The organism is Oscillatoria sp. HE19RPO (genome assembly GCF_024220515.1).
GTDB lineage: Bacteria > Cyanobacteriota > Cyanobacteriia > Cyanobacteriales > Laspinemataceae > Laspinema.
The window spans coordinates 1-24958 of the sequence record NZ_JAMXOT010000018.1 but is presented as its reverse complement, the minus strand read 5'-3'; the positions used below and the strand labels follow the sequence as shown (position 1 = coordinate 24958).

The 24958-nt window shown below is 48.6% G+C and carries 17 protein-coding genes; 7 read left to right on the top strand and 10 right to left on the bottom strand.

Translation table 11 applies throughout. From position 1 onward, the window contains the following. Nucleotides 1-384: 384 nt before the first annotated feature. The gene (locus NG833_RS02265; RefSeq protein WP_254563715.1) at nucleotides 385-2850 is read left to right on the top strand and encodes an alkaline phosphatase; all 2466 of its coding nucleotides are present in this window, start codon (nucleotides 385-387) and stop codon (nucleotides 2848-2850) included. A 121-nt stretch (nucleotides 2851-2971) separates the two neighbouring features. Here the strand turns inward: NG833_RS02265 and NG833_RS02260 are convergent, their stop codons facing one another. The 6 genes from NG833_RS02260 to NG833_RS02235 form a co-directional block, all read right to left on the bottom strand. Continuing rightward, on the bottom strand, nucleotides 2972-8260 hold the full coding sequence (locus NG833_RS02260; RefSeq protein ID WP_254563714.1) for an AAA family ATPase: 5289 nt from the start codon (nucleotides 8258-8260) through the stop codon (nucleotides 2972-2974). A gap of 221 nt (nucleotides 8261-8481) precedes the next feature. Then, complete coding sequence (locus NG833_RS02255) at nucleotides 8482-8745, bottom strand: hypothetical protein (RefSeq protein WP_254563713.1); 264 nt, start codon at nucleotides 8743-8745, stop codon at nucleotides 8482-8484. Nucleotides 8746-8805: 60 nt separating this feature from the next. Then, nucleotides 8806-9426, bottom strand: coding sequence for a tetratricopeptide repeat protein (locus NG833_RS02250; RefSeq protein WP_254563712.1), 621 nt, complete (start codon nucleotides 9424-9426; stop codon nucleotides 8806-8808). Nucleotides 9427-9698: 272 nt separating this feature from the next. Beyond that, nucleotides 9699-10544, bottom strand: coding sequence for a tetratricopeptide repeat protein (locus tag NG833_RS02245; RefSeq protein ID WP_254563711.1), 846 nt, complete (start codon nucleotides 10542-10544; stop codon nucleotides 9699-9701). Nucleotides 10545-10555: 11 nt separating this feature from the next. Continuing rightward, nucleotides 10556-11335, bottom strand: coding sequence for an SAM-dependent methyltransferase (locus NG833_RS02240; RefSeq protein WP_254563710.1), 780 nt, complete (start codon nucleotides 11333-11335; stop codon nucleotides 10556-10558). A 125-nt stretch (nucleotides 11336-11460) separates the two neighbouring features. Further along, the gene (locus tag NG833_RS02235; protein ID WP_254563709.1) at nucleotides 11461-12255 is read right to left on the bottom strand and encodes a pentapeptide repeat-containing protein; all 795 of its coding nucleotides are present in this window, start codon (nucleotides 12253-12255) and stop codon (nucleotides 11461-11463) included. A 62-nt stretch (nucleotides 12256-12317) separates the two neighbouring features. Here NG833_RS02235 and NG833_RS02230 point away from each other — a divergent pair, with 62 nt between their 5' ends. Beyond that, a complete protein-coding gene (locus tag NG833_RS02230) occupies nucleotides 12318-12479 on the top strand; it encodes a hypothetical protein (RefSeq protein WP_254563708.1) in 162 nt (53 codons plus the stop codon). 352 nt (nucleotides 12480-12831) lie between these two features. Here the strand turns inward: NG833_RS02230 and NG833_RS02225 are convergent, their stop codons facing one another. Beyond that, entirely contained in the window at nucleotides 12832-13683 is an 852-nt protein-coding gene (locus NG833_RS02225) for an MBL fold metallo-hydrolase (RefSeq protein WP_254563707.1), read from the bottom strand. A gap of 104 nt (nucleotides 13684-13787) precedes the next feature. Next, on the bottom strand, nucleotides 13788-14177 hold the full coding sequence (panD, locus tag NG833_RS02220) for an aspartate 1-decarboxylase (protein WP_254563706.1): 390 nt from the start codon (nucleotides 14175-14177) through the stop codon (nucleotides 13788-13790). Nucleotides 14178-14220: 43 nt separating this feature from the next. Between panD and NG833_RS30285 the strand changes: the two genes are divergently transcribed. Next, on the top strand, nucleotides 14221-14352 hold the full coding sequence (locus NG833_RS30285) for a hypothetical protein (protein WP_256555790.1): 132 nt from the start codon (nucleotides 14221-14223) through the stop codon (nucleotides 14350-14352). A 302-nt stretch (nucleotides 14353-14654) separates the two neighbouring features. Here the strand turns inward: NG833_RS30285 and NG833_RS02215 are convergent, their stop codons facing one another. Both NG833_RS02215 and NG833_RS02210 read right to left on the bottom strand, forming a co-directional pair. After that, nucleotides 14655-15179, bottom strand: a complete 525-nt coding sequence (locus tag NG833_RS02215; protein ID WP_254563705.1) for an inorganic diphosphatase — start codon at nucleotides 15177-15179, stop codon at nucleotides 14655-14657. Between the two features lie 461 nt (nucleotides 15180-15640). Then, a complete protein-coding gene (locus tag NG833_RS02210) occupies nucleotides 15641-15832 on the bottom strand; it encodes a hypothetical protein (RefSeq protein WP_254563704.1) in 192 nt (63 codons plus the stop codon). A 244-nt stretch (nucleotides 15833-16076) separates the two neighbouring features. On the opposite strand from NG833_RS02210, the gene recN reads away from it, so the two are divergent. From recN to NG833_RS02190, 4 genes are all read left to right on the top strand, one after another. After that, complete coding sequence (gene recN / locus NG833_RS02205) at nucleotides 16077-17888, top strand: DNA repair protein RecN (RefSeq protein ID WP_254563703.1); 1812 nt, start codon at nucleotides 16077-16079, stop codon at nucleotides 17886-17888. A 696-nt stretch (nucleotides 17889-18584) separates the two neighbouring features. Continuing rightward, the gene (locus NG833_RS02200) at nucleotides 18585-21257 is read left to right on the top strand and encodes an adenylate/guanylate cyclase domain-containing protein (RefSeq protein WP_254563702.1); all 2673 of its coding nucleotides are present in this window, start codon (nucleotides 18585-18587) and stop codon (nucleotides 21255-21257) included. 121 nt (nucleotides 21258-21378) lie between these two features. After that, on the top strand, nucleotides 21379-22221 hold the full coding sequence (locus tag NG833_RS02195; protein WP_254563701.1) for an adenylate/guanylate cyclase domain-containing protein: 843 nt from the start codon (nucleotides 21379-21381) through the stop codon (nucleotides 22219-22221). Between the two features lie 270 nt (nucleotides 22222-22491). Further along, nucleotides 22492-24600 carry an AarF/ABC1/UbiB kinase family protein gene (locus tag NG833_RS02190; RefSeq protein WP_254563700.1) on the top strand — a complete coding sequence of 703 codons (2109 nt, stop codon included), beginning with the start codon at nucleotides 22492-22494 and terminating at the stop codon, nucleotides 24598-24600. Nucleotides 24601-24958: the final 358 nt, after the last annotated feature.

Genomic DNA, 24958 nt, shown 5'->3' with positions numbered 1-24958 from the left:
TTCCAACAAATAAATCATCCTTGCTTTGATGCGATCGCACCTAACAAGGCTCTTTTAGCCCGCGCAGGCACCGCTTTGTCCGTGTAGCCCCAGGCTTGAGCCTGCGGGTTTTTTGAAGGTTTTATTTTTTGGAGTTCCCTCATGATACCAAATCCGGTTGTTAAAAGTCGATTTTCGCTTTTAGCCCGCGCAGGCACCGCTTCGTCCGCAAGTGCCCCACCGTTGACGGGTGTGGGTTTTTATAGACCTTTAACAACCGAATGGAGTATGATTTCCCTCCAATCGATTAAAAAAGTAATTTCTAACCCGGGCATTGATTTTAAAGTTGAGTGATACAATAAGCCATGCGTCCAAAGAACAAATTTAGTTACCCCACTCATAACCATGTTGAATGCCCAAGATTTATATAATGAAACCTATTATCTAGCCCGTAACCCTGACGTTGCCAATGCCGTCGCCGCTGGACTGTTTACGACAGGGTTCGCTCATTTTGAAACCTTCGGCCAAAATGAAGGCCGCAACCCCACCGCCCTCTTCGATACCCGCTACTACTTGACCTTAAATCCGGATGTAGCCGCAGCCGTATCCGCCAATCAACTCACCCCCTTTCAACATTACATCGCCTTTGGGCAAGCCGAAGGACGGAACCCCAGCACTCTCTATAACGAGCAACGGTATCTCTCGGACAATCCCGATGTTCAAGCCGCAGTCAACGCATCCTCCCTCACTGGCATCCAACACTTTCAGGCATTTGGACAAAACGAGGGGCGAATCCCGAGTTCTTTATACAATCCGGCCTACTATTTATCAAAAAATACTGACGTAGCCGCTGCGGTAGAACGGGATGAAATCACCGGCATCGGACATTATCTCACGTTCGGAATTGCCGAAGGCCGAGAGTTCACTCCATTTATACAAAACAATACCACCCTTCCCAATGGCGTTGCTGCCGGGGATGTGACCCAAAATAGTGCCGTGTTGTGGACACGCAGCACCGAAGTGGGTCCGGTGATTTTTGAATATTCCACCGATGCCAGCTTTGGGGCGATCGCCGGACAAACTACTAACTTTGTCACCGACCCCACAGTTCCCGTCCAAGTCCAAGTCAGTGACTTAGCCCCCCAAACCCAATATTACTATCGCGTCACCGATGCCGCAGGCACTTCCGCCGTCGGTCAGTTTCGCACCCCTGCCCCCTTGGGAACTCAGGCGGGATTACGGTTTGGGGTAACCGGAGACTGGCAGGGAGAACTCGCCCCCTATCCCTCCATTAGCAACGTCCGCGATCGCAACCTAGACTTTTTCGTCCTCATGGGGGATACCGTGGAAACCGATAGTATCTCCCCGGACCTCCCCGGTGTCCGCCAATCCGCCAACCTAGACCAATTTCGCACTAAACATAACGAAATTTATAGCGAACGATTCGGACTCAACACCGGGGCCGATTTGCGCGCCTCTACTGCCACCTATAACACTTGGGATGACCACGAAATCACCAATGATTTTGCCGGAGGTGCAGCCCCGGCAGAATCTCCCCAACGGAATGGAATTTTCGGGACCGAAGGTCAGTTTGTCAATGAAACCCCCGTGTTTAATCAGGCATTGGAAGCGTTCCAAGATTACAAACCGATGACCGAACAACAGTACGGAGAAACCGGCGACCCCCGGACTGCCAACAAAGAGAAACTGTATCGGTACAATGTTCATGGCAGCGATGCCGCCAGCTTTGTCTTAGATGTGCGGTCTTTCCGCGATAAACCCTTGCCCTTTATCCCCGAAACCGCGTCCCCGGAAGCCGTCAACGCCTATTTGCAAAACTCATTTGACCCGAATCGTACCATGTTGGGTCAAGCACAGTTACAGGAATTTAAAAATGACTTACTCGCGGCGGAAAATGCCGGAATCACCTGGAAGTTTGTCATGTCTACGGTCCCCATGCAACATTTCGGAATTGCAGTTTCTGGGGAACGTTGGGAGGGATTTGAAGCCGAACGAACCGAGTTATTACGGTTTATTGATGAGAACAATATTAGTAATGTGGTGTTTGTCACCGGAGATTTTCATGGCAACGTAGTCAACAATGTGACCTACCAAGATGGATTGGGTCAACCGCAAAAACCCACCGGGGCTTTTGATGTGATGATTGGTCCAGCAGCGATTCAGTTGAATATCGGCCAAGGACCTTTTGCCGCCCCCTTTGGACCGGCAACTGTGACATTTACCCCAGATGCGCTGCTATCTCCCGCAGAGAAAGACCGCTATCGGGGAATGACCGATGAAGCAGAAAAGAATGCTTTTGTGCGCCAGGTGATTGATAATCGGATTGTGCCATTAGGATATGATCCGGTGGGGTTAGAAGGGTCGGAAATTGACGCGCAATTACTCCAGGGTTCTTATTTTAATGGTCATAATTATGGCTGGACTGAATTTGCGATCGCCCCAGATACACAACAGCTAACAGTTACTACTTTTGGCGTTGACCCCTATACCCAGGGAGACATGGAAGCAAATCCCGCAGAAGTTGCCAATCGCACCCCAACGATTCGCCTACAATTTACCGTCAATCCCCAGACTGGAGATGTGCTATTACCCTCGGATATCACCACTGCCGTAGAGGAAAATCTCGCCCGAGATTTCGGACTGCAACCGGGGAATTTTAGCGTAGTTTCCGCACAACAACAAACCTGGTCCGATGGCTGTTTAGGGTTAGGAGAAGCCAATGAAAGCTGTTTGCTGGCACTGGTGGAGGGGTGGCAGGTAACAGTCCAAAGTGGCGATCGCACCTTAGTCTATCGCACCGATGATTCGGGGTCTCAGGTGAGACTCGATCGCCAGTCCTCCCAGTTGTAAAATGCCCTTCCGGTCCCCTCCCCTTACCAAGGGGAGGGTTAGGGTGGGGTTCCCCGTGAAGTTGCAGATCCACGTCACCAGGAAACAACCAATGACCAAGGACAAATGACCCCTCCCACCATCATCGCTGCTTCATCACCACCAAAGTAATATCATCAAACACCTTCTGTTCCCCAATAAACTCCCGCACATCCTGAATCACCCCTTCTCGAATCGCCTCTGCTGACTCCTGCCAATACTGCGACACCACCGCACACAATCGGTCCATCCCATAGAACTCTCCCGCCATATTTTCCGCCTCCGGTATCCCATCGGTATAAAGCACCACCCCATCCCCAGGATTTAACTCCACTTCTGCTTGAGTAATAAAATCAGAAATATCCAACTCTAACCCCACAGGAAATCCTAAATCCACCGTATCCAGTCGCTCAATTTCTCCCGTCCCCCGAACTACCAAAACCTCCTCATGTTGTCCCGTAATCCGCAACACGCGATCGGCATAATCCAACAACGCTAAAGTCAGGTTCTTATCCGTCCGCATCCGCTGCACGTTATCATGAATCATCCGGTTGATGGTATTTAAAAACTTCACATAATCTTTCTCATCATTCACCAACAAAGTCCGCACAGCGGTTTGGACCATCACCATCACCATTCCCGCTTCTAATCCATGTCCCGTGACATCCCCAATCCCGATTTTGATATGTCCCTCATGGTTGAGGACATCATAATAATCTCCCCCAATTTCATCAGCCGGTTCCATAAATCCAGCAATTTCTAATCCAGGAATTGCCTGCAATTCTTCGGGGTTCGGCAGCATTTTCTGTTGCAGTTGGCGGGTGACATCCAGTTCCGCACTCATCCGCAGGTTGTCGGATTTGAGCAGTTCATTCAGGGCGCTGATTTCTTCGTTGGCTGAGGCGAGTTGGGCGGTCCGTTCGATGACTTTATCTTCTAAAGTGCGATAGAGTTGAGCATTTTCTAGGGAAATTGCGGCTTGGGCGGAGATGACTTGTAACAATTCGATGCGTTCTTGGGTAAATGCGCCAGTTGCTAAGTTATTTTCTAGGTAAAGAATGCCGATGAGTTTGCCTTGGTTGACAATAGCGGCACAAAGAAGGGACTGGGTTTGCTGTTGGAGAATATAAGGTTCTGAGGTGAAAATTCCCTCTTGGGTAGCGTTGGCGAGGATGACATTTTCTTGGGTCCGGGCGACATAGTTAATGATGGCTGGGGGGACGAAGTTGCCGCTTTCTAGGGGGAGGGATTCCAGGATTTGGACTTCGCCATTTGGGAGTTTTGCGGCTTCGATTTTGAGTTGGTTGTTGTCAGATAAAATCAGCACACCTTTTTGTGCACCGGCGTTTTCTATGGCGAGAGTTAGGAGTTGGGCGAGGAGTTTATTGAGTTGGATTTCGCTGCTGATGGCTTGGGAGGCTTTGAGCACGGTGGCGATATCCAGGGTTTCTCCGGAACTGCTGCCACTGGTGGAGGTGGTGGAGAGTTTGCTGCTGGTGGAGGTGCGTAATTCGATGAGTTCGGGATAGCGGGTTTCTAGGTGTTTGACTTTGGCTGTCGCCCCCCAGCGTTGATAGGCATAGTGGGCTTCAACGAGGTAGAAGCGGGCTAGGTGAGGGATGTTGCGTGCCATGTAGAAACGGGCGGCGAGTTCGTAGGCGAGGGCTTCTTCGTTGAGATATTCGTGTTCTTTGGCGAGGCTGATGGCGCGATCGTAGTAGTCTCGCGCTTGTAAATCATTGTTGAGAACTCGGGCGCGTTCAGCCTCGACCAGATAATATTTATGCAGGTAGTTCATGGGGGCGTGTTGCGCCCAATTCTGCATTTTTTCCTGGTTGGCTGTGACTTTTTCTAGGATGCGCTGTTGTTCGGGTTCGGGACAGTCGGGATAGAGGGCGAGGTGGGTGAGGGAATTGTATAAATACAGGATCGGTAAGTGGATTCCTCCTGAAGCATTGCTGTAATAATTTTCGGCTATATTTGCATTTTCTAAGGCTTCCGGTAATTGATGGAAGTGGTAACTTAAGATTAATTTACTTAAATATAAGTTGATTAGAGAACTCTTGTCATTTATTTCTAAATGAATGGGAAGCATTTTTTCTTCATTATAGGCTTCCCCTACCAGGGAGGAAGGATTGCCGGTTGCATTCATGAAGTTCAAAACAAGCTGCCAATATATATCATGCCAGTTTAAAATAGTAGGCTGTTTAAGTTTAAGAATAATGTGATGAAAATTTTTCATGTCTACAACAACATGAGGTAAATCTTTTCCGGTCAAACAAGAATTAATACAAAAGGTTGCGGCATTTAAGGTTCCATATTCAAAATCGCCCATCTCAATTCCATTTTTATATCCCTCTATTAAGACAGTTAAAAGGTTGTGATTATGTTCTTTCCAATGAAAAGTAGAACTTACCAGCAAATAAGTCCTTGCTTTGTATTGATTAAATTGAGGTTTTTCCACTAATGTTAATGCGACTTTTCCAAAGCGATATCCACTCTCGATATCATTAAAAAAGTTGCCAACAATGATCGCATACAAAGCATAGCCAGGAATCGATTCTTTAGTATTGCCATATTCTACAGATAAACAGACTATTTTAAACATCATCATCGTCAGCAAATCTACCCGAGCAATAAAGCAGGGTATTGAAACTGCTAACATAAGTTGAAGGACTGCCAAGTGAATGGGATCGGTCATATCTGGCAGGTCAATTAAATCCTCAATTTCTCCCCCTTCTAATGCCGCTTTAGTTTCTTGGAATCCATTAAATAGAGCTTCCTGGCTGGGTTGATCGGGAAAAGTAATACCCAGGAGTTTCAGGGCTTCCAAGGCAATGTCAATGGCTTCTAGCAGTTGACTTTGAGCCATTCTTGCTCTGATTTTAAGCTGATAAACAGCGACTCGGTCTATCAAGGATTGGGCCGATGCTAGGAGGACCTCGCACAACTGTTCCATGCGTTCAAAATGCCCGCTCAAATAGGCCGCTTCTGCCGTTTCTCCATAGAGGGCCAGGGTCAGTTCATACTGTTGTTGCCAGGAGTCTGGCGGGAGGAGTTCCAGACCCCCCTGTAAATAGTTAAAAGCCGATTGATAGGCAGCGGATGCTTTAGCTTTTTTCCCCGCTTCCCGATTTAAGCAGGCTAACTCTTCTTGTTCTGCGCGGTTGGAAATTAACCGCTGACCTAGGTTTAACTGATTGACAATATCAAATAGATGAGTGTCCCGTTCTTCAGGTGGGATAGTTTGCAGTAATAATCTGCCGATTTGTCGATGGATTGATTGCTTCTCGCTCTCATCCATGAGGAAATATGCGGCCTGTTGGATGCGGTCATGACCAAATTGATAGTTTGTGGATAAGCGATCGCCTAAGCCTTCCACATCTAATTCCATTAATTGATAATCATCGCTGAGGGCTATAATAAAACCCTCGTTCATGGCTGAAGTTAAGGCTAAAGCTGTTTCCCTGGGTGAATTTTCAGAAATTAGGGCTAAAGTAGCCAAGTCAAATTGGTTACCAATACAAGCTGCAAATTTCACCAGGGCCAGAGTGTTGGACGTTAGCTTATTCAGCTTGGCTGCCATTAAATCTACCACGTTGTCGGCGATCGGTTGGGCTTTAATTTGTCCTATATCCCAGTTCCACGTTTGGTTCTGATAATTAAAGCATAGTAATTTTTCGCTATATAGGGTATTTAAAAATTGGGTCATAAAAAAAGGATTGCCCCCGGTTTTGGCTTGGACCAAATCGGACAGAGTTTGTACTTTTTCTGGGGTTTGTTTCAGAGTATCAGCAATTAACTGAATAGTGTTCAAAAGGCTCAAGGGCTGAAGAGAGATGTTATTGACCCTTACTTCAGCTTTTTTCATGTCCTCTAAGGTGAGCATGAGGGGATGGGCGGCGCTGACTTCGTTATCTCGATAAGCCCCAATTAAAAATAAAGATTGGATATCGGGGGAAGTCATTAACAATTGAATTAATTTCAAAGACGCACTATCTGCCCATTGTAAATCATCCAAAAACAGCACCAGGGGATGTTCCGGTTGGGTAAAGACTTTGATAAAATTTTGAAAGACTAAATTAAAGCGATTTTGGGCTTCAGAGGGTGGCAGTTCCGGAACCTCTGGTTGCTTGCCGAGAATGGTTTCAACTTCAGGGATAACGGCTATAATGACTTGGGCGTTTGCCCCCAAAGCCTCCAAAAGTTTTTTCTGCCATCCGGAAATTTCTGCCTCAGTTTCGATCAGCAGTTGTTTCATTAATGCCCGAAGGGCTTGGATCAGGGAGGCGTAGGGAATGTTTCGTTGTAATTGTTCAAATTTACCCGATATAAAATAGCCTTTAGAACGAGTAATCGGTTTATAAATTTCCTGAACCAAGGCAGTTTTACCGATTCCAGAATATCCAGAGACGAGCATCAGTTCAGTGGCAGCGTTTTCTAGGGCAGCGACTCGCTCATAAGCAGCCAACAGAGTCTTAACGTCTACTTCTCTGCCGTAAAGTTTTTGGGGAATTTGTAATCGGTCAGAACTATCCTGGGTGGCGAGGAGAAACTGTTGAATTTGTCCGATCGCTTGCCACTGATTCAGACACTGTTCCAGGTCAGCTTTTAATCCCAAAGCCGATTGATATCGGTCTTCGGCATTTTTAGACATGAGTTTGAGAACAATTTGGGAAAGTACCTCGGGAATGTTTGGATTCAGTTGATGGGGTGGAACTGGGGATTTAGCCAGGTGGGAATGCACTAACTCCAACGGATCCGTTGTCAGAAAAGGAAGACGGCCCGTGAGGAGTTCATAAAATGTGGCCCCGAGAGAATAAAAATCGCTACGATAATCTATGGTGCGATTCATCCGTCCGGTTTGTTCCGGAGAAATGTAGGCAAGGGTTCCTTCTAATAAGTTGGGATTGCGAAAAGTAGAAGTTTCACGAGACAGGACGGTGGAAATGCCCAGGTCAATTAATTTAATGATTTGGGTTGTGGGATTGAAAAGAATGTTTGAGGGATTAATATCCTTATGAATAATATAATGTTGGTGAAGGTAGCCTAAAATTTCAGCAATCTTAACGGCAATGGAGAGAAAGTCCGTTAGGGACAGTTGACCCGCGAGATTTAAGTTAGCTAAGGATTTAGCATCAAAGTCTTCTAGGGCAATGAACCAGCGGTTCTGATAAGTTTCTAAGGTATAAACGTCCACAATGCCGGAATAGAGTTCTAAACTTTGAGTCAGTTCATATTCCCGCTTGAATTTAGCAATTTTCTCCGGGGAGGGATAGGCATCTTTGAGCAGTTTGATGATCACGGATTGTCTATCGGATCGGCGCACCGTTCGATATACAATGGATTGACTGCTTTCATAAAGAGTCTCGATGATTTTATAATTTAACATAGTGTTTATAATGATTTTAAGTGGGGGATATCTTCTGAAAAGAGAAGAGGGAAACCGAAAATATTTTTCGGTTCGTGAGCCTGTCATGCACAATTGCAATCGACAGACTCAACGAACTCAAACAATCACATTTCCAGCAAGCCGGTACATTGAGTCATTTGCTTCTCATTGAGGAAACCAACAACTTTCTGCAACCTAGATAAAAACCCAGAACATCAAATCTATGATTCTGAGTCATCCGGATCCGACGGGGGGTCAGGATCCGGTAGGGGGTCGTCTACTGGATCGAGACAAACAACTGCAAGGATAGTCTGTTCCTGGGTAAAGAGGGCGCTGATTTGCTTCGCGTCCCCACTTTGAAACCGTTGTTGCTCCAGGTTCGTTAACCCCGCGAGCTTCATGGTCTTTTCTGGTGTATTCGTAAAGGCTAACTGCTGATCGGGGTTGGTCCCTACCGCTGTTAAAAACTCTAATAGTGCGTTCAAGTCAATTTCTCCTGTCGAATAGGTAGTCTGGGGATGGGGTTGATGAGGTTAGAACTGAAGTTAATCTTGAGCCTGAGCGTTTCGCGTGGCAAGCAGTTCATTCAGTACACGTTTAGCGGTGTCTTGACTGTAGATAGTATTATCTATTTGAATAGCCGTCAGGATATCAAATACGGCATTTTCGTATTTTTTCATGCGCGAGAATACAGCGCTGCGCAAAGCATAGGCATAAGCATACTCGCTATTGCACCTGATCGCAGTCGATAAATGGTTTTGCGCCTCCTCCAGTTTAGGGTCCGTATCTTGCAAGTAACAGGCTTGACCGAGGTGGGCGTAGGCCCAGGCATAATTATTGTCAATGGAGATCGCCTGCTGGAAGCATTTCTCTGCTTCTGGATAGTCATGCTGTTTAATATTCACTAATCCCAAATTCGCGTGCGCCCAAGCATAATTAGGATCCAGCTTGATGGCCTTGCCTAGAGCGGCTGAGGCATTATTAAAATTATTGGCCCGTTTAGAGTCACGGTATGAGGCACCTAAGTGTGCGTGAACCCACGCATAATTAGGTTTTAACTCAAGGGCTCGCTGGAAATAATCTATAGCTAGGTCATATTTTCCCATGAGTCGGAAAGTTTCACCCTGTTGAGCGAGACTTTTTGGATTTTCAGCGATTTGGACCATTGAACTGCTCCGTTTTTACTGAGGTAAATTGAGTAAATGAGAGGAAGGGGAGTATTCTAACCCCATACCTGTGGGAATTTTACCATTAAACTGATTCCCTGGGTAAAACTTGGACTCCCTTTCTTTACAATTCAAACTAATTACTTCTAAACTGTCTCTCAACAATTCACGCCAGACTTACACTTCCCTCGCTTGAGTATTTTTTAAGATAAATTTACGGGTTATCCGGTGAGCTGGGTAGACTCCTCAGCCTCAACCGGATAGTTCTGAGGTTAAGAGGCAATTAAGGCTTGAAACCGAGGATCAGCACGGAGATCTAACCAGGCCAAGTCATGCAATGCTCGCCGTCTGGGAAGATAATCGAGAGATATGGATTGTTCCAGGTAATCTAAGGCGATTTCGGTTTGACCTTCTAAGGCGGCTAAACCCCCAAGTTCGTAAAGTATGGCACTGGAATCATTGGGTTTCTCCATTCTGTGCAGTATGACTTTTGCTTTGTTGATGTCTTCTTGAGCTACTGTAAGTCCCTGCCAACGAGTTTTGGTAAAGGCGATACAGTAGAGGGTCAAATGGTTATCCGGCGTTTCCTCTAAAGCTCGTTGGTAATAGACCATCGCTTCGGAATAGCGCCTCATAAAACTAAGGATTAATCCCCGTTCCGTTACCCAATCTTTAATGATGGTTTCGTCTAGGGCGATCGCCTGATCAAACTGCTGTAATGCTTCTTCATAGCGCCCCATCATTTCATAAGCGCGACATCGGTAGGCGATCGCCCAAGGATAATCCGGTTTGAGTTCTAAAACTCGGTTGAGGTCCGCTAAGGTTTCTGGATAGCGTTCCAGCCGCTCATAGGTCACTCCCCGATGGGCGATCGCCCAAATATGGTTCGGGTTTAGTTCCACTGCCCGATTGAAATCTACCAGGGCTTGATGATACTGACCCATCTGATAGTAAGTTTCCCCTCGGTGGGCGATCGCCCAAGCATACTCAGAATTCAGGGCGATCGCCTCCGTAAAAAGGGCGATCGCCTGCTCATATTGTCCCTGTTGCCGTGCCGTTTCCCCCTGCTGTGCTAGGAGTCGTTGGTCATTTGGGGTTTGTCCTTTGTCCTTTGTCATTTGTCTATCCCTTAACCCTCAATCATCCCCAAGCGTATCATCATCTCTTGATCCACCGATGCCGGACCGATGGGCGGTACATACAAGGTGGAAACTGTTGTCACTTTGGCTTGCTCTAGAGAATGCAAGGGAATGGGATTGATTACTGGCTGACACACTGGGTAATAAACTGCCGCCTCATAAATAACAACTTCATGCTCACGGGGATAATCCTGTTGTAACACTTCTGCTAATACCTTTAACCCCCGTTTCTCTGAACCCTCTTGATAAAATCCCAGGTTACCAATTAAAGCAATTTGCCATAAAATCAAATGAGAATTGGGGTCAAACTTGCGCTGCCGAATCAGAAAGTCTGTGGCTTCAAAACTCTGACAGCCGCCTTTTCCTGGGTCGATGCCAATATCCGCAAATAGGCAATCCTCTGCCGAAATTCCCGGCAACATTAAGGCAGTGTAGCCTTCTCGCTTTGCCTGGGCGATCGCCCCATGTGCCGGGTCCGCAAATACCCCCGGATGGCCGTAAAATACCGCACAGATAGTCCCCCCTGAGCGCACCGCCTCCATGATGCGATCGACCATTTTCCCGTAAGTTTGCCTGCGGCGATCGCAGTCAGTGTTATAGGGTAAGGCTTCCGCCGTGGGATTCAGAGTGTGCAACCATTTGGCCGTCACTGGGTCAGCCACGGCAAACAACAATTTATCCGCCTGTTTAATCCAGGCTTGAGCCGCCAAGGTGAGATGCCCTCCCAGTTGGATGCCGGTTCCCACAATTGTTAATGAACCCCGTTGCAATGGTTCTCTCCTGAATTTCTAGAGTTGATCAACTTAAGTATAGCACATTTTGGGTTTTTAAAAAATAAAGGGTGGATTGTGAGAAAATGCTCACAATCCACCCCCAAAACTGAGCCGATCGCCCGTTACTGCATCCCCGGACGGGGAAGGGCCAAACCGCTACCCCCTCCGGGATAAGCCCCGGGGTGACCGAAGGGAATATACGCCATCCCTGCCTGATGCATCCCGGAGTTGCGATCGCCGGACATTCCCATGCCACCGCCATAGAGTCCGATCGCCCCATCCAGCTTGGCATGAGCCAAATTTGCGCCCCCCAGGTTCGCCCCTGTGAGATTCGCCCCACTGAGATTGGCATTAAACAAATTGGCATTTCTGAGGTCCGCCCCATTGAGATTGGCATCTCGCAAGTCCGCATCGACTAACCTTGTATCACTGAAATCCCCATTGGTTAAATTAGCCTCAACCAATTGAGCATTCCCCAGATTTGCCCCCGCACATTGCACCCCACTGAGATTGGCATGATTGAGGATGGCCCCAATCAGATTTGCCCCTTTGAAATCGACACCACTGAGATTTGCATCGGTGAAATTTGTATTCACGCAATTCGCAAACGTCAAATCGGCCCCACTGAGGTTGGCATGATTCAGCTTCGCCTCAAATAGATTCATCCCCTTGCCATCCAACCCACTGAGATCCGAGTGGGTGAGGTTGGCATCGACTAAGTTGGCAAAACTCAAATCAGCCCCGCTCAAGTTTGCGTGACTGAGATTTGTTTGATTGAGATTGGCAAACAGTAATTTAGCACCGCTTAAGTCTGCTTTATTCAGATTAAAACGACCCAGGTTTGCTTCATTGAGGATGCCTCCCTGACACTGCTTGGTTTCGAGTAACCGTTTGATGTGGGCATTATTAGCAGCCATATAGTTTTTAAGGGATAGATGTTTTCTGATGGAAAATTATTCTTCTCATCTTACTCCCCTGGGTGGGAGATGGGGGAGATGGGGAGGATGGGGGAGATGGGGAGGATGGGGGAGATGGGGAGGATGGGGGAGATGGGGAGGATGGGGAGGAAGTTTGTAGTAACGACTTCAGTCGTTATCCGGTGTTTGTAGTAACGACTTCAGTCGTTATCCGGTGTTTGTAGTAACGACTTCAGTCGTTATCCGGTGTTTGTAGTAACGACTTCAGTCGTTATCCGGTGTTTGTAGTAACGACTTCAGTCGTTTCCGGGTTGATGAAGATGGACATCTGGGATTAGTAGCCACAAGCGGGGGGAGATTGTGACAACAGGGGTGAGCTTGAAACCTGCTGGTGTGGTGGGTTGACGACGAACATTAGAGAACGACTGAAGTCGGGACGTTGAACAATTGAAGAGAACGACTGAAGTCGGGACGTTGAACAATTGAAGAGAACGACTGAAGTCGGGACGTTGAACAATTGAAGAGAACGACTGAAGTCGGGACGTTGAACATCGGAATTGTGATGGAGTGTTGACTTTACATTAGATTTAACTTCATGCCTTCTTTGGCTAGGAAGGCATCGGGGAATTCTGCTTGAATCTGAGATTCCACATCCGCTAGAAACTCATCATTATGAGCGGGGTCGTGATGAAAAATCACTAAATGTTTGACTCCGGCAGCTTTGGCGACTTTGACACCTTCTTGCCAGGTGGAATGGCCCCAGCCTACTTTGGGGGTGACGGGGTGATGGTATTCTTCGTCGGTGTAGGTGGCGTCGTAGATGAAAATATCGGCATTCCGGGCGAGATAGAGAACATTTTCATCGAGGCGATCGGGATAATGTTCGGTATCCGTACAGTAAACTGCGGTATGTCCTTGCCAGGTGACGCGATAGCCGAGGGCTTCGCTGGGATGATTCAGGTGGGCGGTTTCAATGGTGATATCATCAATGGTGACAACATCCCCGGGGTGTAAGTCATAGAATTTCAACTCGGACCTCATGCCTTGAAGCGGAATGGGAAAATTGGGATGGAGCATTTGGTCCGAGAGGCGCTGTTTCATGGTTGCACCATTGGGAGCAACGGCACCGTAAACATGAAAGAGATTGCCGGGGATAAAGGCAGGAACGAAGAAGGGGAAGCCTTGAATGTGATCCCAGTGGGAGTGAGAAAAAAACAGATGCGCCTCGACAGGCATCTGGGGCATTAAACTGGTGCCGAGGAGTCGCAAGCCGGTCCCGCCATCAAAAATCAGGCGTTTACCACCGACGCGCATTTCCACACAGGAGGTATTGCCACCGTAGTGAACGGTTTCTTTTCCGGGTGTGGCAACGCTGCCGCGCACTCCCCAGAAGTAGACAAAAAACGCAGAGTCCAGGCTGGTTTCCATAGAGACTATCCGATCGCAAGGCGGTGGGCTACTAGGTACTTAGGGTCAAAAAAAAGGCGGGGGTTTAGGGTAATCAGCAAAGGCGCTGTTTAGGGGAATGCCGCCTAAACGAGGCTAAAGGTATGCAATTCTTCATATCGTCGAACTTCCAACAGCCGGTTTTGCTCATCCACTAGAACAACCCGAGGCGAATATGTTGTAACCTCTTCCGGAGTGAATTGTCCATAGGTCATAATAATCAGGCGATCGCCCGGTGCCCCCAGACGCGCTGCGGCCCCATTGAGTTCGATCGCCCCAGACTTCCCAGGGGCCTCAATTGCATAGGTGATTAACCGTTCTCCGTTGGATTTGTTGACAACCTGAACCTGCTCGTAAGGCAAGATACCGGCTGCCTCCATTAAAGTTTGATCAATACTAATGCTTCCGACATAATTCAAATTAGCATCAGTGAGGGTGCAGTTATGGATTTTTGCTAAGAGAAGAGTTCGTTGCATGATCCGGAGTCGTTTCTAAGGAGGTTAGGGACTTTCTGCCTCAATGTTAGAACATTCGGACCGGAAAACCCAGAAAGTTCGGGTGGCTTTGCGATCGCGATGGATTGCAGGGGGACCGACTGAATGGATGTGGGTAATTGCCTTGAAGTTATTAGCACCCTTAAACACAGTGTAGCGGGAGTTGGTTGATTCCCGGCGCGATCGCGCCAGGACTCAACTCAGCGCTCAATTTGATCCCCAAGATAAAATTCTAACTTCCCCCGTTACCAACGCCATCGGCTTCAAAAGGGGCCCAACCCTAACCTACTGACCTGGGTAGTTTCTTGCCTGAAAATGCTATAAACCTTACTCAGCCTGTTTTTTAGTCGGTTATATCCGATAGCCCTCCCCAACCCACAGGGGAGGGGACCAGAGGGGAGGGGACCGCAGATGGGTTTATTTCTTAATCCGGTGAAACATTAGAAAGTCTGTTCCCTTCTAGTTTCTTCCGACTTGTTGACCCGCTTTAATGCACTTCTCAACCAGAGGCATCACCTTTTCCACATCATGCCAACCTAGAATCTCAGTTTTCTTCTTTTCCAGATTTTTGTAGGTTCTGAAAAATTCAGCAATTTCCTCTAGGCGGTGAGGGGCGATATCTTTCAGGGATTTGACATGAGTATAGCGGGGGTCTTTGTCCGGAACGCAAAGAATTTTTTCATCCGGGTCCCCTCCGTCAATCATTTCTAAAAACCCGACGGGACGTGCAGCAATCACACAACCGGGAAAGGTGGGTTCATCCATAATCACCATGCCATCGAGGGGGTCTCCATCCTCAGCCAGGGTATTCGGGATGAAGCCATAATCGAACGGATAATGAACCGAGGCGTACAGGACGCGATCGAGGGCAAAGGCTTCTAAGTCTTTATCAAATTCGTACTTATTCTTGCTTCCGCCTGCGATTTCAATTAAGACATTAATCAGACCCGGTTTCGGTTGGGCTGGAATCTTCGTTAAATCCACAATAACTCCTTGGATGGCGAGGGTTGTCTTTACCTACCCGAATCTTGCCGATTCAGCAGGGTTGAATTAGGGTCAGCCCAGGGTGTTCAACGCCGTCGATCCGATTGGCGATCGGGCTTGAGCATCCCAGGACAGTCCGTCAGCCATCGTACCAGAAACTTTGAACCCACAAACCATCGGTTTGCGGCACAAAACCGCACCCTCAAGGGTGGGGCTACAGGCACAAAGCCCGCGCAGGCGGGCTACTCAATCAAAACTTTTGAGATCTGGATTGGGGATCATCCGAAATTAGGGTTTCAAAGTCTATAAAAACCCCCACCCTTTCCTAGCGCAACGCTGCGCGAACAGGGTGCGGGTTTTTGCAGCAAACCTGTGAAAATTAGCCCGCGCAGGCGGGCTTTGTTCGTATAGCCCCACCCTTGAGGGTGCGGGTTTTTACTGGGGATATTAAGGCGCTAGGGTCACCTCCTCAACCCGCTGAGGGGATAGGGTGGAGGGGACGGCAGGTTTGGGAGACGATTTGCGGAAAAAGTCCCGATCGCCAGGAGAGGGATCAAGAGGGTGAGTAAGGCGATCGCCCCACCGAATAAATTGGATAAAGTATTTTGGGGAAAGGGTTCAGAAGACCGGGCAGACGGACTACCGGATTCCATAAAGAAAGCTATTGAATTTTTTTAAAGTGTCGGAGTGAAATCAATGTAACCAAAAGCTCTCGCACTGAGCCTCTATCATCAGTATTAAATATTTTTCGCGGTAAGATTGTCATCAAGCCAACAATCACAGGACATTTTTATTGTACTTAACATCCTGGAAATTGACCGGATCCCTGATCTTCCCCAAGAAGGCAGGACTTTTCCCCTGTATCGTTCCACAAGGACCACAAGGATAAGAATTGCTATGTTGCTGTCCCTGCGGATAGAAAATTTTGCCTTAATTGACTGCTTAGATCTCGACTTTGGGAGGGGTCTCAATGTCCTAACTGGGGAAACGGGGGCGGGAAAATCCATTATTCTGGACGCCCTGGATGCCGTGTTGGGGGGCAAATGTACGGGGAGGGCTATCCGGACGGGAACCGGGCGATCGCTGATTGAAGCCACGTTTGAGCTGGAACCCCCGGTGGCGGCTTATGTCCGAGACCAAGAAATTGAACTGTTAGACGGCACTCTCCTGGTCGTCAGTCGGGAACTGGTGTTCGGCAAAGGAGGGGCCATGCGGAGCCGATCGCGGTTAAATGGGGTGCTGGTGAATCGGCAACTCATGGAACAACTGCGCGATCGCCTCGTGGAAATTACCGCCCAAGGTCAAACAGTCCAACTGGGACAACCAGCACGTCAGCGCGATTGGCTAGATGCCTTTGCCGGTCCCGAGGTCCTGGCAGTCCGTCAAGGGGTGGTGACTCGCTATGGGGAAGCGAATGCCGCCCGACAAGCGTTAGAAGATAGTCGGCAATCGGAACAACAGCGCTTACAACGCATTGATTTACTGGATTATCAAGTCAAAGAACTCTCGGAAGCTAATCTCAACGAGGCGGACGAATTAGAGCAACTGGAACAGGAACGGCAGCGCCTGTCCCATGTGGTGGAACTTCAGGAACAAAGCGATCGCGTTTATCAAGCCCTCTATCAACAAAATGATGGGTCCTTGGCAGCGGCGGACCTGTTGGGAGAAGTGGAACAAACCCTGCGGGATATGGTGGGTTATGACCCGGAACTGCAAGGGGTTTTAGAGATGGTCAATGATGCCTTAGCCTTGGCGATCGAAGCCGGACGGCAGATGAGTAGCTACAGTTCCAGTTTAGAAGCCGATCCCGACCGATTAGCGGAGGTGGAACAACGGATTGGCCAACTCAAGCAAATTTGCCGGAAGTACGGACCGAACTTGAGTGCGGCGATCGCCTACTTCCATCGCATCGAAGCGGAACTGGAGGAACTCACCCAAGCCGATCGCGCCGTCGAGGTCCTAGAACGCCTCTATCAAGCCCGCCAAGCCGAACTGATTCAAGCTTGTGAAGAATTAACCCATTTGCGGCGGACTGCTGCCTTGCGGTTAGAACAACGCCTAATTGAGGAACTCAAACCCCTGGCGATGGATAATGTCCAGTTTCAGGTGCAGATTGAAGCCGTAGCGCCCAGCAGTACCGGCAGCGATCGCATCATCTTCCTGTTTAGCCCCAATCCCGGGGAACCGTTGCAACCTGTGGCCGAAATTGCTTCTGGGGGGGAAATGAGCCGGTTTTTGCTGGCCCTGCAATCCTGTTTTGTGCAGGTGGATAGTGCCGCTACTCTCGTCTTTGATGAAATTGATGCAGGAGTTTCCGGACGAGTTGCCGGGGCGATCGCTCAAAAACTGCACCAACTTTCCCAGGGTCAACAAGTGTTATTTGTCACCCATCAACCGATTGTGGCAGCAATGGCCGACTTTCATTTTCGAGTGAATAAACAAGTCATTGGCAGTTCTGAAGAGACCCCCGAGGCGAAAGGTCCTGAACTCAACTCCGCCCATTCCCCCGGCAACGGGACCATTCCCGCTACATCAACTGCACCGGAAGAACGCACCGTGGTGCGGGTGACAGCGCTTTCCAGTGAGCAACGAAGAGAAGAACTGGCCCAACTCGCTGGGGGACAAGGGGCATCCGAGGCGACTGCCTGGGCGCAATCCCTGCTCAACCAAGCTGCCTCCGTCCGACAAATTCAAACCCGCAGTTCTTAAGCAATCCCTGGATTTTCTGACCCCATTGGACCGCCAGAAACACAGGAGACAACCACCCGATATCATAACCGGCTGTAATCCGTTGCCTCTAGGAAGCATCACGGTGATGCCGAGCGCGGTGTAAAGTTCAAAATCAGGGTTCGGTGATTTTCCAAAAAATGTTACAACTAGAAAAGCGAATTTCAAACCTTATGACGGGCTGACCGTTGGACCGAGTAACGCTTTTGCCAGCATCACCATTGCTCGTCAAAATGCTACAACAACGAGGCGCTTTCACGAATCGCTTCACGGTTCAATCCCAGAGGTTAAGCTGCCATCAAACCTGATTCACCCCCAATCCTCCATTGAACAGTTATCAAAAATTTTTGAAAAAAAGTGGAAACAGTAGAAAGGGTCACATTGAATTTCAGCAGGTAGTGTCAGAATCTCCTTAGCGTTCTCCCTCTGACTCCCAGTCCCAACTCAATGCGGACATCCCAGAGGGCCCCCAAAAAACGCCCAAGGAGGGCTGAAATGAAGCGATCGAGAATTAATTCCAAAATGTCTAATTATTTATGGACAGAGTAAACTGAAAGAGATAGTTACCGGATCTGCTAGGCTTTGTACAACAAATCCGCGACGGCGTTCTCGGCAGGACACTCACATAATCCAAGAAATTCGCTGACTCCTGGTCTGAAGTAAAGAGTTATAGATCTTATGACAGCTGCATCTCCAAATCCAAAGGCTTGGGACCATAACAATAGTAGTGCTGGTGCCGTGATTGATGTGACCCCTCAAATCGTTGATGGCGGCAAAGCCGATCATCAACGGTCCGCATCCGCATCGGTGAGCGAACCCGAATCTAGCCCTCCGAGTAACAGTGGTGGTGGGGGGTCTTTAGTTCAGTCCAAGGGGACCTTCACCAGCTTTCTCGCCCCCCTCAACAAAGACAGCTTCACTCAGGTTGTCAAAGATGTGGAAGGGAAGCTCGAAGTCGTTAATCAAACCCTGTCGATGCTCGACAGCCTCCTGGATGCCCAAGGGTTTGACTCGATTCTTGATGAAATGTTGCGTTCCATCACCCTAAAAACCGGGGAACTCCTCGGCGCGGACCGCACCACGATATTTTTATTAGATGAAGAAAAGAACGAACTTTGGTCTATCATCGCCAAAGGTGCTGGGGGTAAGGCTTTAGAGATTAGGATTCCTGCCGACAAGGGAATTGCAGGGGAAGTCGCTACGTTTAAGAAAGTTGTTAATATCCCCTTTGATTTCTTTGACGATTCCCGTTCCGGTGCAGCCAAGGAACAGTTCAAGAAAACCGGCTACCGCACCTATACGATGCTCTGTCTGCCTCTGTTGAACGAACAAGGGGCATTGGTCGCGGTGGTTCAGTTACTGAATAAGTTAAAAAAAATCCATGATGCGGATGCAGAATTGTCCGAACGGATTAATGCGAAAGGCTTTACGGAAGAAGATGAGCGGGTATTTGAAGAATTTGCCCCCTCGATTCGCCTGATTCTCGAATCCTCCAAGTCGTTCTATAAAGCAACTCAGCGGCAACGCGCTGCGGCGGCCCTAATGTCAGCGACCCAATCTTTGAGCAAGAGTAGCCTCGACCTGGAAGAAACCCTGAAAAAGGTGATGGACGAGGCGAAGCAACTGATGAACGCTGATCGCAGCACTTTATGGCTGATTGATCGCGAGAAAAATGACCTTTGGACCAAGATCCCGATCGGTCCGAGAGGGGAGTTAAAGGAAATCCGCATTCCTATGGGGGTCGGGTTTGCCGGGACCGTGGGGAAAACCGGAGAACCCCTGAATATTCCCTTTGATTTGTACGATCATCCCGGTTGTGAAACCAGTAAGCGGGTGGATCAACAAAGCGGGTATCGGACTTGCAGTTTATTGTGTATGCCGGTGTTCAACGCCGATGGGGAACTGATTGGGGTGACCCAGTTGGTGAACAAGAAAAAACAAGGGGACCATCCCCCTTATGAACCGACCCAATGGCCGGAAGCCCCTGATTGCTGGAAAGCGAGTTTCAATCGGTCCGATCAGGAATTTATGCAGGCGTTTAATACCCAAGCGGGAGTGGCGTTGCAAAATGCCAAACTCTTTGCCACGGTCAAGCAGCAAGAGCAAATGCAGCGGGATATTTTGCGCAGCTTGAGCAATGGGGTGATTTCGACGGATAAGGCCGGAAATGCGATCGCCGCTAATGATAGTGCGCGTCAATTGCTCGGTCTGGAAGTCAGCGATCGCATCGAAGGTAAATCGGTGCGAGAGTTGATCAAAATTAAAGATGGGGACTTTTCTAAGTGGTTTGATGCGGCATTGACGGCCAAAGATGATAAATCCCGTCAGCAGTATTATCCCGATCAAACCCTGGTGGCTCAAGACGATACAGAACAACACAGCATTAACTTGTCAATTAACTCTATTGCCGATGCCTCGGACCGGAATAACGTTTATGGGGCCCTGGTGGTGATGGAAGATATCAGCGATGAGAAACGACTCAAGAGCACCATGTATCGTTATATGACCCAGGAAGTGGCTGAACAGTTACTGGCCTCTGGGGACACGGGATTAGGTGGCAAGCGCAAGGAAGTCTCGGTGTTGTTCTCGGATATCCGCAGCTACACCACCCTCACCGAAGGCATGGAGGCAGAAGATGTCGTGGTCATGCTCAATGAATATTTTGAGTCCATGGTCGATGCGGTGTTTCAGTACAAGGGGACCCTGGATAAATATATCGGGGATGCGATCATGGCGGTGTTTGGGTCTCCCCTCCCCCTCAAGGACCATGCCTGGTGCGCGGTGCAAACGGCGGTAGAAATGCGGCGACGGTTGATTGAATTCAACAACCACCGGACTGCCGCCGGGAAACAAATCCTGAAAATAGGGATTGGGATCCACTCTGATGAAGTGGTCAGCGGGAATATCGGGTCCAGCAAACGGATGGAATTGACTTCCATTGGAGATGGGGTTAACCTCGGGTCTCGGTTAGAAGGTACGAGCAAAATGTACGGTACCGATATCGTGATCAGTGAAAAGACATACAGTCCTTGTGCAGACAAGGTTTATGTTCGAGAACTGGACTTTATTACCGTGAAAGGGAAAAGCGAACCCGTCAAAATTTATGAATTGGTGGGATTGCGATCGGACCCAATTTCTGACCACAATATGCAAATTATCGAATCCTACACGAAGGGACGGGAGTTTTATCTGTCTCGGCAATTTGCTAAAGCTCTCCAAGAGTTTGGTAAAGTGTTGGAACTTGATAAGAATAATAAGGCGGCATCCTTACAGATGGATCGGTGTCAACATTTTGTGGTGGAACCCCCACCGGATGACTGGAATGGGGTCTGGAATCTCACCGAAAAGTAGTATCCTAAACAGAGCAAGGGTACAAGCTAGAATTCAGGAGTCAGAATCCTGCTTTGGCATCGTTCTCACTCCTGATTGCTTGAGGAAAGATGGAATCGGTAGTTGACAATGTGTATGGAATATGGTAAATCCTAGCGGCGATCGCCAAGAAGTTTCAGTTTTATTCTCTGAAATTTCCGGCTATAGTAGCTTGACGGAAAATTTAGAAGCCTCCGAGGTCGCCCGTCTGCTTCAAGACTATTTTGAGTCAATGCTGGAGGCTGTAAATCAGTACAGGCAAAATCACGAGCAGCAAATAGAAGTGGCTTGTATTGGCAATGGACTGATTGTCGTGTTTGGTGCCCCCCAGTTCCTAGAAAATCATGGGTGGATGGCATTGGAAACGGCGATCGCCATGCACAAAAAACTCGATGAATTTAATCATCATCGCCAAGAGAAAAATCAACCCGTGATTCAGATGGGGATTGGGATTAATTCCGATTGGACCATTAGCAATAATATTGCGGAAAACAAGTCCCTGCAATTTAGCGCCGTGGGCGATGGGGTCAATCTGGGCAATCTCCTCCAAGGGGTCAGCAATCAATATGGCTGCAATATTGTCTTGGGGGAAAACACTTATCGCGCCTGCGAGGAAAAAATTTGGGCTAGAGAACTGGACCGGATTCGGATGCGATCGAACTATCCCCCAGTGGCTTTATATCAATATCTGGGACTCAAAGGAGAATCGATTTCCGATGAGAGTAAGAAGGTGATGGAACACTATGACCTCGGACGGCAATATTATCTTAGTCGCAAATTTGCGATCGCAATGGGAGAATTTGCCACCGTGTTGGAAATCAACAGCCACGATCGCGCCGCGCGGTTGCATCTAAAGCGCTGTCAGCGATTGCTCAAAGAACCTCCTAACGCGGAGTGGGATGGGTCCTGGGTGGCTAAAAAATCCTGGGAACTGGCGGAACATTAGCCGCAAAACAACAAAACAATGGCATCCTGTTTTTGAGTGAGTGGGTTTCGACGGAATAGGGATGAGCGTTCTTGCCATCGGATGCTCTACAACCGTGCAGTTCGTTCTTAAATCTCCCCTGGGGTTCCGTCGTTAGACCCGCGAAAGATTTCAGGCGACTGTCACCTGGACCTCCTCATCCCTGAGACTTAGATCCCGAGGCAGTTCTGAGCAGACCGCGACGGAATTGTTACAATAGTTAACATGGTTCCGTAAGTGGGTCTCGAATACATGGATACAAAGACCGTTTCTCCTCCCTCCGTCAAATTTCAGCCCGATCCCGTTCTGGAACAATCTCCCGGTTTATCCCCCTTTCCCGAACGGGTCAACAATCCCCCAGTCACCGTGGACATTGATTCCGCCTCCACCGAACTGGTCCCCCTTAAATCCGGCGCACCGTACTCAGACAGCAATGCTCTGTTGTACGACCCCGTTGCCATCACCGAACTCTATCGCGATCGCCCCGTGCAAGTCTGGAGGCGCAGATTTGCCATTTTGTGGCCCCTGCTCACCCTCGCCTTTGGAATTTGGCGGGATAAAAAATGGGGTCGCGTCAAACAAAACGAACGCAAACGCGCCGAAAAACTGCGAACCACCCTGACTAAATTAGGGCCCGCATTCATTAAAGTTGGACAGGCCCTCTCCACGCGCCCCGACCTAGTGCCGCCCCTGTATTTAGAAGAACTCGCCAAACTCCAGGACCAGCTTCCCCCCTTTCCCAACGAACTCGCCTACCAATTTATCGAAGAAGAACTCGGCGATCAACCCTCCGCCATCTATGCCGAAATCACCCCAGACCCCGTAGCTGCCGCATCCCTCGGCCAAGTTTACAAAGGTAAACTCAAAACCGGCGAAACCGTCGCCATCAAAGTCCAGCGCCCTGGACTTGCCGAAAGCATGGGACTCGATGTCTATGTCTTACGGCAACTGGCAATCTGGGTGCAAAAAAATGTCAAACAAGTTCGCAGCGATCTAGTCGCCATCATGGACGAGTTCGGCACTCGCATCTATGAAGAAATGGACTACAACAAAGAAGGAGAAAACGCCGAACGCTTTGCCAAACTCTACGGCCATCTTAAAGATATCTACGTCCCCAAAATTTACTGGCAATATACCGGACGTCGAGTTCTCACAATGGAGTGGATTAACGGCACCAAACTCACCCAAATCCCCGCCCTCACCGCCCAAGGCATCGACGCCAAATACCTAATTGAAGTCGGCGTTCAATGTTCCCTGCGCCAATTACTCGAACATGGGTTTTTCCATGCTGACCCCCACCCCGGCAACCTCCTCGCCACCCAAGATGGCAAACTCGCCTATCTCGATTTCGGCATGATGAGTGAGGTCAAACCTTATCAACGATATGGACTCATTCAAGCCGTCGTCCATCTCGTCAACCGGGATTTTGAAGGACTCGCCAAAGATTACGTCAAACTGGAATTTCTCACCCCGGAAACCGACCTCACCCCGATTATCCCGGCCCTCGCCAACGTTTTTAATAACGCCCTCGGTGCCAGCGTCGCCGAACTCAACTTTAAGAGCATTACCGACCAACTGTCGGAAATCATGTACGAGTACCCCTTCCGGGTCCCCGCTTATTATGCCTTAATTATTCGCTCCTTAGTCACCTTAGAAGGGATTGCGATTAATGTTGATCCGAATTTTAAAGTCCTGAGTAAAGCCTATCCTTATGTGGCTAAACGCCTATTAACCGACCCCTCCCCAGAATTGCGCGGGTCCTTGAGAGATTTGCTGTTTAAAGATGGGGACTTTCGGTGGAACCGATTAGAAAACCTATTGAGAAATGCTAAAGAGAGTGATGATTATGACCTGTCTCAGGGATTAAATCAAGCCTTAGAATTTCTGTTTTCAGAACGGGGTGAATTTATTCGCGATCGCCTCGTCGAAGAATTAGTCAAAAGCCTCGATCATCTCTCCCGCAACGCCTTCAATAATGCCACCTCCGTCCTCCGAGAATGGGTCGGCTGGAAAGGAAATAAACCGACCCCAGCCCTCACCACGGGTGACCAAGAGAAAATGGAGCGCATTAAACGAATTTGGGCAATTGTCCAAGAAACCCCTGGATTCAACACCACCGAATTCGTCCAAAAACTCGCCCCCTTCCTCATCAAACCCGAAACCCAACGCATGGGGCAAAAAATAGCCGGAGACTTAGCCCAAAGAATGTTAGCCCGCCTAATTCGGGAAGTTCTAATCCAAGAACAACCCACCAATGGCAATGGCAAAACATCCTATCCCACCCGCCCTCAACAACAATTACCCCCCTCCCGCACCAATGGCAAAGTCATCACCTATCCCAATGTAACGGTTAGGAAATAGACGGTCAGAAACCGGGTTTCTTTTATCAATTTGGGTGAAATGGGAAAAGTTGTGGCAGAAACCCGGTTTCTCGCTTAACCTTGGGATCAGAAACCGGGTTTCTTTTATCAATTTGGGTGAAATGGGAAAAGTTATGGCAGAAACCCGGTTTCTCGCTTAACCTTGGGGTCAGAAACCGGGTTTCTTTTATCAATTTATGTCAAAAAGTAAAAGTTATGGCAGAAACCCGGTTTCTAGTTTAACTGTGGGGTCAGAAACCGGGTTTCTTTCATCAATTTATGTTAAGACGCAAAACTTATCGCAGAAACCCGGTTTCTAGTTTAACTGTGGGGTCAGAAACCGGGTTTCTTTCATCAAT